At 37.9% G+C, this 14,524-nt stretch carries 19 protein-coding genes and 2 pseudogenes; 19 read left to right on the forward strand and 2 right to left on the reverse strand.

What is annotated here, in order from left to right; all coding sequences use genetic code 11:
- From HMPREF3129_RS18940 to HMPREF3129_RS09530, 4 genes are all read left to right on the forward strand, one after another.
- Positions 1–275, forward strand: a 275-nt coding sequence (locus HMPREF3129_RS18940; RefSeq protein ID WP_302622747.1) for a LexA family protein, incomplete at its 5' end; no start/stop codon positions are given.
- Between the two features lie 34 nt (positions 276–309).
- The gene (locus HMPREF3129_RS09520) at positions 310–1,089 is read left to right on the forward strand and encodes a hypothetical protein (protein ID WP_036908283.1); all 780 of its coding nucleotides are present in this window, start codon (positions 310–312) and stop codon (positions 1,087–1,089) included.
- A complete protein-coding gene (locus HMPREF3129_RS09525; RefSeq protein WP_036908285.1) occupies positions 1,086–1,451 on the forward strand; it encodes a hypothetical protein in 366 nt (121 codons plus the stop codon). The genes HMPREF3129_RS09520 and HMPREF3129_RS09525 overlap by 4 nt, the downstream gene beginning before the upstream one ends.
- A gap of 454 nt (positions 1,452–1,905) precedes the next feature.
- Positions 1,906–2,223 (forward strand): transcriptional antitermination N peptide, encoded by a 318-nt coding sequence (locus tag HMPREF3129_RS09530; protein ID WP_004245994.1) that lies wholly within the window; start codon positions 1,906–1,908, stop codon positions 2,221–2,223.
- Between the two features lie 21 nt (positions 2,224–2,244).
- Here the strand turns inward: HMPREF3129_RS09530 and HMPREF3129_RS09535 are convergent, their stop codons facing one another.
- The gene (locus HMPREF3129_RS09535) at positions 2,245–2,742 is read right to left on the reverse strand and encodes a YjcQ family protein (protein ID WP_017628819.1); all 498 of its coding nucleotides are present in this window, start codon (positions 2,740–2,742) and stop codon (positions 2,245–2,247) included.
- A 199-nt stretch (positions 2,743–2,941) separates the two neighbouring features.
- Here HMPREF3129_RS09535 and HMPREF3129_RS09540 point away from each other — a divergent pair, with 199 nt between their 5' ends.
- From HMPREF3129_RS09540 to HMPREF3129_RS09585, 12 genes and pseudogenes are all read left to right on the forward strand, one after another.
- The gene (locus HMPREF3129_RS09540) at positions 2,942–3,202 is read left to right on the forward strand and encodes a hypothetical protein (RefSeq protein ID WP_036919939.1); all 261 of its coding nucleotides are present in this window, start codon (positions 2,942–2,944) and stop codon (positions 3,200–3,202) included.
- Between the two features lie 53 nt (positions 3,203–3,255).
- Positions 3,256–3,411, forward strand: a complete 156-nt coding sequence (locus HMPREF3129_RS18705; RefSeq protein ID WP_165439118.1) for a hypothetical protein — start codon at positions 3,256–3,258, stop codon at positions 3,409–3,411.
- Positions 3,412–3,418: 7 nt separating this feature from the next.
- Positions 3,419–3,682 carry a hypothetical protein gene (locus HMPREF3129_RS09545; protein ID WP_036919938.1) on the forward strand — a complete coding sequence of 88 codons (264 nt, stop codon included), beginning with the start codon at positions 3,419–3,421 and terminating at the stop codon, positions 3,680–3,682.
- Positions 3,679–3,831: a hypothetical protein gene (locus HMPREF3129_RS18710; protein ID WP_017628823.1), complete on the forward strand. Its 153-nt coding sequence runs from the start codon at positions 3,679–3,681 to the stop codon at positions 3,829–3,831. The genes HMPREF3129_RS09545 and HMPREF3129_RS18710 overlap by 4 nt, the downstream gene beginning before the upstream one ends.
- Positions 3,828–4,148, forward strand: a complete 321-nt coding sequence (locus HMPREF3129_RS09550) for a hypothetical protein (RefSeq protein ID WP_017628824.1) — start codon at positions 3,828–3,830, stop codon at positions 4,146–4,148. The genes HMPREF3129_RS18710 and HMPREF3129_RS09550 overlap by 4 nt, the downstream gene beginning before the upstream one ends.
- 1 nt (position 4,149) lies before the next feature.
- On the forward strand, positions 4,150–4,761 hold the full coding sequence (locus HMPREF3129_RS09555) for an ERF family protein (RefSeq protein ID WP_017827451.1): 612 nt from the start codon (positions 4,150–4,152) through the stop codon (positions 4,759–4,761).
- On the forward strand, positions 4,761–5,270 hold the full coding sequence (locus HMPREF3129_RS09560; RefSeq protein ID WP_017827452.1) for a single-stranded DNA-binding protein: 510 nt from the start codon (positions 4,761–4,763) through the stop codon (positions 5,268–5,270). Before HMPREF3129_RS09555 ends, HMPREF3129_RS09560 begins: the two co-directional genes overlap by 1 nt.
- 71 nt (positions 5,271–5,341) lie before the next feature.
- Positions 5,342–6,037, forward strand: coding sequence for a hypothetical protein (locus HMPREF3129_RS09565; RefSeq protein WP_017827453.1), 696 nt, complete (start codon positions 5,342–5,344; stop codon positions 6,035–6,037).
- Positions 6,038–6,080: 43 nt separating this feature from the next.
- Positions 6,081–6,554 (forward strand): annotated as a pseudogene (locus HMPREF3129_RS18945) (SAM-dependent methyltransferase).
- A pseudogene (locus HMPREF3129_RS09575) lies at positions 6,551–7,153 on the forward strand (MT-A70 family methyltransferase). Before HMPREF3129_RS18945 ends, HMPREF3129_RS09575 begins: the two co-directional pseudogenes overlap by 4 nt.
- 34 nt (positions 7,154–7,187) lie before the next feature.
- The gene (locus HMPREF3129_RS09580; protein ID WP_004246013.1) at positions 7,188–7,433 is read left to right on the forward strand and encodes an excisionase; all 246 of its coding nucleotides are present in this window, start codon (positions 7,188–7,190) and stop codon (positions 7,431–7,433) included.
- Positions 7,390–8,391 carry a tyrosine-type recombinase/integrase gene (locus HMPREF3129_RS09585; RefSeq protein ID WP_026164649.1) on the forward strand — a complete coding sequence of 334 codons (1,002 nt, stop codon included), beginning with the start codon at positions 7,390–7,392 and terminating at the stop codon, positions 8,389–8,391. The genes HMPREF3129_RS09580 and HMPREF3129_RS09585 overlap by 44 nt, the downstream gene beginning before the upstream one ends.
- A gap of 227 nt (positions 8,392–8,618) precedes the next feature.
- On the opposite strand, the gene nagE is transcribed toward HMPREF3129_RS09585, so the two are convergent.
- Complete coding sequence (gene nagE / locus HMPREF3129_RS09590) at positions 8,619–10,622, reverse strand: N-acetylglucosamine-specific PTS transporter subunit IIBC (RefSeq protein WP_004252221.1); 2,004 nt, start codon at positions 10,620–10,622, stop codon at positions 8,619–8,621.
- Between the two features lie 387 nt (positions 10,623–11,009).
- On the opposite strand from nagE, the gene nagB reads away from it, so the two are divergent.
- The 3 genes from nagB (at position 11,010) to nagC (ending at position 14,344) form a co-directional block, all read left to right on the forward strand.
- Positions 11,010–11,816, forward strand: a complete 807-nt coding sequence (nagB, locus tag HMPREF3129_RS09595) for a glucosamine-6-phosphate deaminase (RefSeq protein WP_004247451.1) — start codon at positions 11,010–11,012, stop codon at positions 11,814–11,816.
- A gap of 122 nt (positions 11,817–11,938) precedes the next feature.
- Positions 11,939–13,102, forward strand: coding sequence for an N-acetylglucosamine-6-phosphate deacetylase (nagA, locus tag HMPREF3129_RS09600; RefSeq protein WP_004246019.1), 1,164 nt, complete (start codon positions 11,939–11,941; stop codon positions 13,100–13,102).
- Between the two features lie 9 nt (positions 13,103–13,111).
- Complete coding sequence (gene nagC / locus HMPREF3129_RS09605) at positions 13,112–14,344, forward strand: DNA-binding transcriptional regulator NagC (RefSeq protein ID WP_004246020.1); 1,233 nt, start codon at positions 13,112–13,114, stop codon at positions 14,342–14,344.
- The last annotated feature ends 180 nt before the right edge of the window (positions 14,345–14,524 follow it).

Below are 14,524 nucleotides of genomic sequence, written 5' to 3' on the forward strand. Positions count from 1 at the left end.
TTGAAGGCCAATCAATGACAGCACCACCAGGAGGTAAGCCAAGTTTTCCCGAAGGAATGCTTATTTTGGTTGATCCTGATGAAGAAGTGGAATTCGGAGATTTCTGTGTCGCTCGTTTGCTAAATGATGAATTCACATTCAAACGATTGATTAGAGAAGGTGGCGTTGAGTATTTAGAGCCATTAAACCCTCGTTTCGACCTGATTCCTATTAATGGGAACTGCACAATCATAGGTAAGGTAATCAAGTCACAATGGCCTGACGACACGTTTTAGGGTAAACAAATATTAATTAAAATGAGAATATGATATGGGTATTCCTCAGAAAAGAGCTATCGAAAAGCTAGGTTTGGTTTTTAATCACATAGATAATCTAACCAAATTAGATCGGTTCACATTTGAGCAAATGTTAAAAGACTCTGAGTATTTAGATGATGAGCCGACAATGTACATGGTTAAAGCCCTTGCGTATGGGGCTTATCAAGATAATCAAAATGCTTTAAAGTACTTCGATATTGCAATGAAATATGGCGATATTAGCGTTGCTAAAAACTATATAACTTATTTGACAAAAACTTTACAATTCAAATTAAGCTACAAGAAATCAATTGAACTTGCTAATAAATATGATAATCAATACCTCACATTTGTGGCAAGGAACATAGCTTATTCCTTTGCCGATATAAAAAATTCCTCACTACTGACAGAAAAACTTGTTAAACTGCACGGGAATGTAAATCTAGATCAATACCCATATCTTGATTTTTCTCAACCATTAACTGAGTTAGAGGTTTTTATGAAGTCTGGCAAAATATCAGAGCCGAATGCTAGATGGATCGTTGAAAAAGCTAATGAAGTTGCAGCCAGTAAAAAAATAAGATGTTTATCTAGCGAATTTTATACAAGTTCAGATAATAACGACTTTGCGGTTATTGTTTCAGTTACGACTTCAGATCCTGATGTACTTTCAGATATGGATATAGAAATAGCATGCGCATTAGCTGAAAATAATGATTTATCAGATAAAAATGTTACAGCATGGTTCCGTAGCGATGAAAGTAAAGAAAACTATGCGGAGCTATTGAAATGAGTGTAACAGCGAAAGATTTTTTGGATTTAGCGAAAAGCAATCTATCAGAAAATAGTAGCGAAATGGAGCATAGAAACTGTATCTCAAGAGCATATTATTCACTATATCATGCAACATGTTCATCACTAATTTACTGTCCACCAACTACCCATCAAGGCGTTATTAATTATTTGTTTAGCCCAGCAGAAAGAAAAAAAGAGCCTTTTGATCAAAAAATATTAATATCTGTTGGTGCTGTTCTTAAGCAACAAATAATAAAAAGACATATGGCTGATTATGAGTTGAATAAACAGGTTTTTAAAAGCGAAGCTGAATCCAGTGTTATGGCAATTGAAAAGACAATAAAAAAACTTGAAGATTAATTACTAATACTAACTATCAAGCCCTCCCCGCGAGGGCTCTTTTGTGCCCTATCCCCGCCAAAGAAGTGATCTGAGTTCCAACCTTATGTGACCAACAACACATTTCGTGTTTATTTATCATTTATTTTATATTTCAAATCATCAGCTTAATTTAAAAACAAACAAATAAACACGTTTTGTGGTTGACTTTAAAATCACAATTTGTGAATATACTATCCATCAACGGAACACAGCACGTTGATGTTCTTTAACAACGATGATGGCGAGTTGTGTATTAGCTATCAGAACGGTGACGCTGATAAAGCGTCAACCTTCTCAGAAGGTTTTAATGAGTGCAGGGTATTCACTCCCACCATAGAGAGATTTGCCCCGACATGGAAACTATCCCATGTATAAACAGAAATAACATGGTTTCGATCCCTGCGCTCACTAAAGCCAACTGTTTGGAGGATATATGGCAACTATTACAGTTAAAAAGTCACGCAAGCCTGAGTTTTTACGTGGAGCATCTGCAAATAGACGTCACGCCAGACGGAAAGCAGAAGCTATTGCAAAAAAGAATATTGAATTGAAATTAGAATCAGTATTCCCTCAGGAGAAAAGACTTACATCAGTAGAAAAAACACTGTCATTAAGTCACATACCAGTTACTAGAAATATTGAACCTAAATTCAAACCATCGGTAGATAACTGTTGCTTACCTAATGTAGCAGTATTTTCAGGAGTTAAAACAAAACAGCCGAGCAGTGAGTTCGGGGTGACGGCAAGATAAAGCCCACGGATGGGCTTGCCATTACATAATGCTTTTAGCTAGATCAGAAAGCAATTTAGTAAAAGAACCGGTATTAGAAATCAAAATGTCAATACATTTTCCGATAACACTCTCAACACCTTTTTCTTTTATATAGCGGATGAGCGTTGTCTTTTCGGCATCAGAAATACTAGCATCATGAATCATAGATTCTAGTTTATTAATAGTGTCTTGATGGATTTTAATAGTCACTGAATTTAGTTCATTGCCAATGGAATCCTCATTTATATAATCAAATCCTTTTGAAGTGAGAGCCATCTTAGGCAGGATATATCCGAATTTACCAGTCCCGCTTAACTGAATTGCACCATCTTTAATTAAACCTTGATCTTGTAAATAATTGATATTATATGCCAGTGTATCCTTACCAATACGTATCTCTAATTCAGTAAGTTGACTATTGCTTATTGGTTTCATTGGATAATTGCGATTATTTAGTGCTATCAAGATATTGCGTTGTATTTCAGATAAAGAAGTCATTCTTATTGCCTCACATTGTAATGGAATTAATGATAATACAATAGAGCAATGCTACATAGGTCTTATTACGATCAATCAAAAATAACTATCTGTTATCATTATTAAATATAGGAGAAAAAGCCATCGGTCAGCAGTAACCCACCACTTAATCATTCATATCGCTATTAATAGTGAGGAATACGCACATAAGGAATTAATTATGGGTGATGTAGGAGGCGATTTTCGCGCATACAAGGAAATGGTAAAAGAGCGGAAATTAGAGCGACTTAAAAATAATACGGAGCAACTAAAGGATATAGATATTCCGTACACCAGAGATTCAAGTGGAACTATTCACTTTCAAACAAAAAAAGGAAAGGTTCTATTTTATCCAACAACAAACAAATATCAGCACAAGCGAAGCGTTAAACGAGGTGGTCTATTTAAGGCTGTTGAGTTAGCAAAACGCCTCGGAATTTAACCTACCGCACCAACACCAGATAACCCCCCTATCGCTCACCTAGCGAGGTAACAATGAAAACTAACTATTACAGCGCTATGCGTGATTGCATGGCGGTGCGTATCACTACGCCTCAAGCACGTAAGAATAAACGTACAAGCCCATGGCTATTCAGTTTAGCCGTGGTCATTGTGACAACCGTTGGCGTAATACCGACATTTGTAAATTGAGGTGATTATGCAAATTTCATACAGCTACTCGAACGGAACTCGGGTAATAGACGGTAAAACAGTCATGGAATTTGACGAAAGTAGCAAGCTTAGTATTGAGACAGGAAGTTTCAGTGAGTTGGCCAAGTTAACGGAGATTGACTCAGTTGAGGCAATGGAATATGTGCTCGATTGTGACGATGAATCGCTTGAACGGACTATCAATGCGATAGGCAAGGAAGCCTTTATTAGCAGGATATTGCGCATTTCTAAGCTAAGGAGGGCTGCGTGACTCAGCATCAACAATGGCTAGAAGAATTACGCAGGAAGCGTAAAGAATCGCAGGAACGCGAACACGATGAATTTATGTATCAAACGGAAGTGTTAGGACGACAAGGATTGTCTATGCCTCTCAAGGACTTTTCAGGAGATTTTCAATGAACGTTTCTAACTCATACCCTACCGATAAATACCCCCAATTAACATCACCGTCATTAGCAAAAAACAGAGAGGAAGCTCTGGCTCAAGCTATTGCAATGATTGAGGGGTGTTTGCCAAATACGAGTGCGCCAGACAGGGAAAAACGATTAGCAATGGAACTGCTACACATGAACTTGGACGCATCGAAAAATCACCCTCCTCTACCTGCTCATATTCAGGCATTACGTGATGCGGAAAGGAATTCTGCACCGAGTAATAAGTTTGAAGTCGATTACTACGGAAGCGATCGCCGTCAGGGTCAATATTTAGGGGATTAATATGACTGCTGTATACAAAGCTATTAGTAATGTTGCTAGAGAAATGGCTGAAACGGGCATTAAAAAAGGAAGTGTAAACCAACAACAAGGATTTATGTTCAGAGGAATCGATGCAGTATATAACGCCCTTGCCCCTGCTCTAGTTAAACATGGATTACTTATTCTTCCACGGATCATTGAACGTACCGTCACGGAAAGACAAACACAAAGAGGTAGCTTGTTATTCTATGTCGTAGTGAAAGCTGAGTTTGAATTTGTTTCTGTTGAAGACGGAAGCAAACACACGGTTGTGACTTATGGTGAAGCAATGGATAGCGGAGACAAAGCCACAAATAAAGCCATGTCTATTGCATATAAATACGCAGCTTTCCAAACATTTTGTATACCAACCGAAGAAACGGCAATCGATGCTGATGCAGAAGTCCACAATGTAGCACCGAGAACACCAGATCAAATATTGAAAGATTTTACTAATTCAGCAATGGCTATTACAGATCTCAATATTTTGAAAAAAGAATTTGGTGAAACATGGAAGTTACTCAGGAAAACGCCTGAACAATCAAAAGCAAAGGAAGTATATAACATCAGAAAATCAGAATTGGAGGCGATGTAATGGCAAGTAAAGGTGTAAACAAAGTCTTATTGATAGGACATCTAGGTCAAGATCCTGAAATGCGTTACCTCCCAAATGGCGATGCAGTTACTAATATTACATTAGCCACCAGCGATTCATGGAAAGATAAACAATCAGGTGAAACCAAGGAACGTGTCGAATGGCATAGAGTTGTGATATTTGGAAAGCTCGCCGAAATTGCTGGCGAATATCTGCGTAAAGGTTCACAAGTCTATATCGAAGGTCAATTACAAACACGTAAATGGCAAGATCAAAATGGACAAGACAGATACAGCACGGAAGTTGTAGTGAATATTAATGGCTCAATGCAAATTTTAGGTAACAACAATCAGGCTGGTAGCCAGAAATCACAACCATCACCTCATCAACACGGATGGAGCCTTCAACAATCTCCTAAGCGTAATGAACCTCCAATGGATTTTGATGATGATATTCCTTTTGCGCCGATTGGGCTTATGTATCCACGACATTTGATTAATATAATTTAGGAAATGTTATGTGACAGTGGATTAGTCATATGATTGTGAGTACTATATTATATTTACACTAGGTATATGCAATGATTGAAATCTCATCAAAAGTTAAAAACTTTATTTTTTGGATATCATTAACTTCAGTATCTTTAATTGTATTTGGTATTTTCATTATCGATATCTTTGTCACCGATGCTAAAGGAAAAGACAAACTGAGCATTATCTTCTCCTATCTATCTACCGTATTTGCATTTTTATCTGCATTAGCTTTATTTGCGACTATTGTTGTTTACTTTTGGCAAAAAAATGACTCATTAAAAATGCAAAAAGAAAGAGATGATATAGTAAAGAGGAGCCTGAGTGCTGCATTAAATAGTCATGAAACAACTATACTTAATATAATGGATTTCGCAATTGATGACTTTGAAACAAAATATAAAAAAATCATGATCGAGCAAGGTAAGCATATTTCATGCGCTTTTATAGCTTTAGATTGTACTGACGAGTTAATACAATACCAACCAGTGCATATTGAGCATGGAGGATTTATTAACGAATCGATGCGCGAAAGGCATTCATGTTCATCATCTACCGCTCAACTTGTTGAAGAAATAAATTATTTTACTGAAGGGCTCACGAAATTTATAAAAAATGTGGTAATAGATAAACTCTCAAACGATAAATTCCCAATTAGGATGAAATTAATAATAATAAAAGATTTCAGTAATAAGAAAGGAAAATACTTTTTGAATGAAATAAATAAATTAAAAAAAAGAATTTAAACCTGCACTAGCAGGTTTTTACACCTAATCTTTAGAGGATACAATGAAGCCAATACTTGATATGTGTTGTGGCTCTCGCTTGTTTTATTTTGATAAACAAGACGACCGAGTTTTATTTAATGATATTAGAGCTGAAGAACATATTTTATGTGATGGAAGAATTTTAAATATAACACCAGATATTATTTCTGATTTTAAAAATCTTCCTTTCCAAAATAATTCATTTTATTAAGTGCTATTTGACTCTCCTCATTTAATGAGAGTTGGTAAAAATAGTTGGATGTTTAAAAAATACGGTTCGTTAAATAAAGACTCATAGAGAGAAGATTTAAGTAAAGGGTTTAGTGAAGCATTTAGAGTGCTTAGGCCTGGAAGAACATTGCTGTTCAAATGGAATGAAACCCAAATACCTGTTAAACAAATTTTAACACTAACAGGCCAAAAACCAACAGCAGTACAGCGTGTAGGGAAAAATGATAAGACGCACTGGATCTCTTTTCTTAAGGAGGTTAAATGAAAAAATACGACCTTATCTATTGTGATCCTCCGTGGGATTACAAAAATAAAGTTTCAAACGGTACTGCTAAAAATCATTATCCAACAACCTCCCTCTTCAATTTAACCCATATCCCTATTCATTCTATTGCATCTGATAACGCAGTTCTTGCCATGTGGTATACAGGCAATTTTGTACTCGAGGCTATCAGGTTAGCTGAAGCTTGGGATTTTAAAGTTAAAAATATGTTTGGGTTCGCATGGGTTAAATTAAATAAAAATGCAGAAGATAGAATAAATAAAAAACAGCCAAAGGACTTTTTCGATTTCATGGAAATATTAAATAATGAGACGAAAATTAATTGTGGTAATTATATTCGTCAAAATATCGAAATGTGTTTAATAGCCACAAGAGGAAATGGATTACCTCGTCAATCTGCAAGTGTTCGACAAGTTATTTATTTGTGCTTAGATGAACACAGCTAAAAGCTCAAAGAGGTACATCATCGTTTAGAAGAATTATACGGAGATGTTCCTCGCATCGAATTATTTGCTCGAGAGAAATACGGTGATAGGGATGTATATGGCGACCAAGCGGAAGAAAGTATTCAATTAATATAAAAGGAATAAAAAAAGTAAATAGGAGAAACAATAAATGAAGCGGATAACATTATCAGAATGGAATAATAAATATTTCGCCAAACCTAGAAGTCCACGGCAATTATCTCGCTATATAAAGGAAGGTAGGTTATACCCTGCTCCAGAAAAGGTTGGTAGAGAATATGAGTTAGAGCCGTGGACAATTCTAACAAATGACAAAATGGTAAGGGAACCGCAATATTTAATGGAGAAAATTAATGGGCAGAAGCAGAAGTGCAAAGAACAAGGGGCTACCGCCTAACTTGTATTTGCGTAAAGGGATTTACTATTACAGGGATGTAAGAACTAAAAAGGAATTTTCTGTTGGCTCAAACAAATCATTGGCAATAACCGAAGCCATACAAGCCAATTTAGCTATTTATAAACCTAAAGAGCCATTAGTTGACAGAATTAATAATGTTCACTGTGTAACATTGCATGAGTGGCTTGATACTTATAGGGGGAAGGTAAACAGCCGGGGGTTAAAAGAGAAGACGCTCTACGATTACGAATCAAGAATAAAGTTAATCAAATTACACTTTAATGACTGTCCAATTGAGAATGTAACACCAAGAGATGTAGCCACATTTATTTCAGAGTACCCTAAAAAGGCAATGGCAAAATTACTAAGGTCCACTATGCTAGATGCTTTTAATGAAGCCATTGCGGATGGTGTGATAAAGGAAAATCCCGTTTCCGTGACAAAGCCGCCAAAAACAAGCGTTCAGCGCTCAAGGTTATCGCTAGAAGAGTTTAAATACGCCTTGGAGCACACAAATGACAAATATAGGCATATGTTTCTACTAGCGGTCCTTACAGCTCAGCGCATTAGCGATATTATCAATATGAAGTGGGATGATATAAAAAATGATAGGCTGTATGTCACCCAAATAAAAACAGGTTCTAAAGTAGCAATACCACTCTCATTAAGACTTGAGTCTATTGGTTATTCTATTAAAGATGTTTTAAATCTCATGAATAGGAACTCAGATAAAATCTGTGGCAATACCACAGCAAAAACATTAAGAGGTAAGTTTATCGAAGCCCTACCTGAGTATTTGGAAAATAAACCAACATTTCATGAAATTAGAAGTTTATCTGCAAGATTATATGAAGAAGAAAAAAGTGCTGAGTTTGCAAAGAAAATACTTGGCCACAAATCTATGAGAATGACAGATAAATACCTTGATGATAGAGGTAATGGCTACGTTGAATTGTGAGTTAATAGTGAGTGATTGTGAGTATCGATATGTATGACATTGATTTATAATACAAAAAAACGAACACCACTATAATCCAATAAGCAGGTTTCATAAATACCCTAGCGAAAGAGAGCGCAGAGATATTTATCAAGATAGGGATAAAAAAACGGGAAGTAGACAACACTCCCCGTTTTATCGTCTTATTTAACCATCTCTTTATAGAGGATTAAATATCTATATGATATTTATTTTAATACTTTATAGATTATGGTGTTATTTGCCGTCACTTGGCCGGATGCAATATCACTCACTTTATCAAAGTCATCGATATTACTGATGATAACCGGACTTATCATTGATTTAGCATTAGTGTTTAAATACTCAAGATCTAGCTCTAAGATAGGCTGGCCGAGTTTAACCTCTGTACCTTCTTCAACCAGACGTTTAAAGCCTTTTCCTCCTAATGCGACCGTATCAATCCCCATATGGACGATAATCTCAACACCGTTATCCGTTTCAATGCAAAATGCGTGGTTAGTATCAAAGATTTTTACTACCGTACCGGCAGCAGGTGCCATCACAATATTTGATGTGGGTTTAATAGCAAGACCATCTCCCACGACACCGCTTGAGAAAGCTTCATCAGGCACATCTTTTAATGCAACCACTTCACCATCAAATGGCGCGACCATTTCAAGAATGACTTTGGCATCATTATTAGTCTGTTTTTCTGATGTTTTTTCTGTCGATACCGCGTTATCTGTATGTCTACCAGCATAAGCGGCAACTGGGCCTTGTGCTAATACATCACGCATGGCACTTGCAACAATTTCAGCCCGTGTGCCCACAATCACTTGAACACTCTGTTTATTTAAGCGAATAACCCCTGAAGCACCTAGGTGTTTTGCGTAAGCATCGTTGACTACACTGGCATCTTTTACATTTAAACGTAAACGAGTAATACAAGCATCAATACCAGTTAAGTTATCTGAGCCACCAACTGCAGCGATATATTGACGTGCTTCTTGTTGCACTGCTTCTTTGCTATTAGTGGGGACGGCTTTGATATCTTCATCATAGCCGTCTGCGGTTTCATCCCCCGCCACTTCATCTTCACGACCCGGTGTTTTCAGGTTAAATTTAGTAATAGTGAAACGGAAAATACCATAGTAAATGAAGAAGAATGCGATACCTTGCACAATCAACATATACCATTTAACCGCCAGAGGGTTGCGTGAAGATAAGAACATATCCACAAGGCCCGCACTAAAGCCAAAGCCTGAAATCCACTCCATACTTGCGGCAATATAAACAGAAATCGCCATTAAGAATGCGTGAATAACATAAAGCACTGGAGCAACAAACATAAAGGAGAATTCAAGCGGTTCAGTGATCCCCGTAAAGAATGCCGCAAATGCCCCAGCCATCATGATACCGGCAACTTTTGCTTTATGCTCTTTGCGCGCACAATGATAAATAGCCAGTGCTGCCCCTGGTAAACCAAACATCATAACTGGGAAGAAACCTGCTTGATAACGTCCTGTCACACCGACCGTTGCCAAGCCCGCATCAATCGCTTGCTGACCAGCAAGGAAGTTAGGAATATCATTAATACCCGCCACATCAAACCAGAACACAGAGTTCAGCGCATGGTGTAAACCAACAGGAATTAATAGGCGGTTAAAGAAAGCATAAATACCGGCGCCCAAAGCCCCCATATCTTTAATGCTTTCACCAAAGCTCACTAAGCCACCGTAAATTACCGGCCAGATATACATTAGAATAAAGGCGACGATAATCATCAAGAATGACGTGAGGATCGGCACTAAGCGACGACCACTAAAAAATGATAATGCACGAGGTAATTCGACACTGCTAAAGCGGTTATACAGCTCAGCTGAAAGTACCCCAACCAGAATACCGACAAACTGGTTGTTTATTTTACCAAAAGCCACAGGCACTTCTGCAAGTGGTAGACCTTTGATCATCGATACCGCAGCAGGTGAACAAAGTGTAGTCACCACTAAAAAGCCGACAAAGCCAGTTAAGGCCGCCGCCCCGTCTTTGTCTTTTGACATACCATAAGCAACACCTATCGCAAACAATACTGACATATTATCGATAATGGCAGCACCTGATTTGATCAGTAAAGCAGCTAGCGCATTATCGTTTCCCCAGCCTACCGGATCAATCCAGTAGCCTATTCCCATCAGAATTGCTGCAGCTGGCAATGTCGCAACGGGCACCATCAATGCCCGTCCTATCTTTTGCAGATAACTTAAAATATTCACACACTCCCCCTTGGATAACCCCTATTTGGGATCTTATTTATACTCATTTATATTTATTGATGAGTTAATTATTTAATTCCATTTTTAGTCTAAAAAAATTATTTTGTATCGCAAATTAATTAGTGCTAATTTGTGATTAAAGTCACCTATATAGGATATTTTTTAGCTTAAATGCTGGCTAAGTCAGAAAGCTTATTTTATGATTAAAAATATCTTTTGAAGGATTGATGTCTTCATTGACTAAAAATGAAAAGCAATTCGTGTTATAGATGAGTCACTGATAATCACGCATTGAAATAGTATGTAACTTGATTGTCAGATTTGTCTTTTTTCTATGAGGTTATTATGAGGTTAATCCCCCTATCCACGGCACAGCAAGTGGGAAAATGGTCGGCTAATTATATCGTTGAGAAAATTAACGCATTTGCGCCAAGCGCCGATCGTCCTTTTGTTCTTGGTTTACCTACTGGTGGTACGCCATTAGCAACGTACAAAGCGCTAATTGAACTACATCGTGCAGGTAAAGTAAGTTTCCAGCATGTTGTCACCTTCAATATGGACGAATATGTTGGCATTCCAGCAGATCACCCACAAAGTTATCGTACTTTTATGTATGAGAACTTTTTTAATCATATTGATATTAAAGATGAAAATATCAATTTATTAAACGGTAATGCAACAGATCCACAAGCAGAATGTGCACGTTATGAGGCGAAAATAAAGTCTTATGGCAAAATCAATCTGTTTATGGGAGGTGTTGGTAATGATGGTCATATCGCTTTTAATGAACCCGCCTCATCACTCGCTTCTCGTACACGGATGAAAACACTGACTGAAGATACTCGTCTCGCTAATTCACGATTCTTCGACAACGATATCAATAAAGTGCCTAAATATGCGCTAACTGTCGGTGTAGGGACATTATTAGATGCAGAAGAGTTAATGATTTTAGCGACTGGCATCAATAAGGCTCAAGCAGTACAGGTGGCAACAGAAGGTGCTGTTAATCATCTATGGACTATCTCTTGCGTGCAATTACACCCTAAAGCAATTTTAGTCTGTGATGATCCGGCGACAATGGAACTGCGTGTGAAAACACTGCGTTATTTTCAGCAAATTGAAGCGCAAGAGCGCCAGCAATACCAAGACTAAGTTTAGTAAATTAAGTACCTACGATAAGTAGTGGAAAACTAAGCTCTCTTACTTATCAGCCAGAATTTGCTGGCTGATATCGGTTTTTTAGATTGACTTCCCTTATATTAGGAGACAAAGGTATGTTTGCCTTAACAAATGCTGTTATTTATACAGGTTATGACCGTTTAGAAGATCACGCCATTATTATTAACGGGTCACGTATTGAGCAGGTTTGCCCACAGGATCAACTACCAAAAGATATAGCCACTCGTGATATGCAAGGTGCGATTGTCTCCCCCGGTTTTATTGATTTACAAGTCAATGGCTGTGGCGGTGTACAATTTAATGACACCGCGGAAAATGTCACAGTAAAAACGCTAGAGATTATGCAAAAAGCCAATGAACGCTTAGGCTGTACTAGCTATTTACCAACATTAATTACCTGTTCTGATGAATTGATGAAAATAGGCATTGAAGCAACTCGCGCTTATATGCAAAAACACCAAAATAAAGTGTTGGGATTACATTTAGAAGGTCCTTATATCAATATCATTAAAAAAGGGACACATGATCCTCAATTTATTCGTCAACCAAGTGCACAGATGATTGACTATTTGTGTGATAACGCTGATGTCATCGCTAAAATTACACTCGCACCAGAAATGGTCGATGAAAAATATGTTCGTCAATTAATCACAGCAGGTATTGTTGTTTCTGCTGGCCACTCAAATGCCACCTATGAAGAAGCGCGTAAAGGCTTTCGTAACGGTATTTCATTGTCGACTCACCTTTATAATGCAATGCCTTATATTTCAGGTCGTGGCCCGGGTCTTGTAGGGGCAATTTATGATACCCCTGAGGTTTACGCAGGGATCATTGCCGATGGTTTACATGTTTCATGGGCAAATATCCGTAACAGTAAGCGCTTAAAAGGTGAAAAACTGTTATTAGTGACAGATGCGACAGCTCCTGCGGGGCTTGATCCAAATAAAAATGAGATGGATAGCTTCGTTTTTGCTGGAAAAACGATATATTATCGCAATGGGCTGTGTGTGGATGCGGACGGTACATTAAGTGGTTCATCACTCACGATGATTGACGCTATTAAAAATAGTGTACTTCATGTTGGTATTCCATTAGATGAAACATTGCGTATGGCAACACTTTACCCTGCCCGTGCGATTGGTGCAGATAACGAACTCGGTACAATTGAAGCAGGTAAAATAGCAAATATTGCTTCTTTTGATAAGGACTTCAACCTTTGCACAACATTTGTCAATGGTATTGAAATAACAGATAACTAATGGATGTAAATGCTGATGAGTCACAACAACACTGAAACGCAAATTGGCAATATCGATCTTGTTAAGCAACTTAACAGTGCGATTGTATATCGGCTCATTGATCAACACGGGCCGATTTCTCGTATTCAAATCGCCGAGCAGAGCCAACTCGCCCCTGCCAGTGTCACTAAAATTACTCGTCAGCTTCTTGAACGTGGCTTGATTAAAGAAGTTGATCAACAGGCTTCAACCGGAGGTCGTCGCGCAATATCCATTGTTGTGGAACATCGCCGTTTTAATACCGTCAGCGTCCGATTAGGACGCAATGATGCCACTGTTGCTCTTTATGATCTCAGTGGCAAAGCCTTAGTAGAGCAACACTACCCTTTAGAACAAAGCACCCAACAAGAAGTTGAAACCTTGCTTATTAATGCTATTGATGATTTTATTAAACAAAATCAACGTCGTATTAATGAGCTTATTTCAATTTCAATTATCTTGCCCGGGTTAGTTGATCCTAATAAAGGCATTGTCCACTATATGCCTCATATGAAGGTAAATAACTGGGCACTCGTTGATAACTTAGAAAAACACTTTGATCTGCCTTGCTATGCGGGCCATGATATTCGGAGTCTCGCCTTAGCAGAAAACTATTTTGGTGCCACCAGAGATTGTGAAGATTCTATCTTGGTTCGTATTCATCGTGGCGCAGGGGCTGGTGTTATTATCAACAACAAAATTTTGCTCAACCAGCGTGGTAATCTTGGTGAAATTGGTCATATCCAAATAGATCCATTAGGAGAGCGTTGCCACTGTGGTAACTTTGGTTGTTTAGAGACCATTGCGTCCAATAGCGCAATAGAAGCTAAAGTCCGCTACCAACTTGAACAAGGCTATCCCAGCCAGCATTTATCTGCAACACAATGCCAAATTCAAGATATATGCGATGCAGCGGTAAAAAACGATCCCCTCGCTGTTGAAACCATTAAACAAGTGGGTCTTCATCTAGGTAAAGCCATCGCCATTGCAATTAACCTATTTAACCCACAAAAAGTGGTTCTGGCAGGAGAAGTGACCGAAGCGGCTGAAATATTACTACCGTCGATCCAAAGTTGCATTAATACCCAAGTATTAAAAGAGTTTAGAGAAGCGCTTCCTGTTGTTATCTCCGAACTTGATCATCGCTCAGCCATTGGGGCATTTGCACTTACCAAGCGAGCAATGCTTAATGGAGAGTTACTACAATATTTATTCGACAAATAATCTTTTTGTTACAATAAAACGGATTTTTAAATGAAGGCTGTTATTTATCTCAATTAAGATTAATTTTAGGATAAATTTCAACCAGTCATCTTTGTTTAAAAAACAACGTGCAGCTAAAATAACTGTGCGTTGTTTTATTATGTCACCACCACACCGCAATATCCCCTTCCCTGTGCTATC

The organism is Proteus sp. HMSC14B05, from assembly GCF_001808035.1.
GTDB classification, from domain to species: Bacteria; Pseudomonadota; Gammaproteobacteria; order Enterobacterales; family Enterobacteriaceae; genus Proteus; species Proteus mirabilis.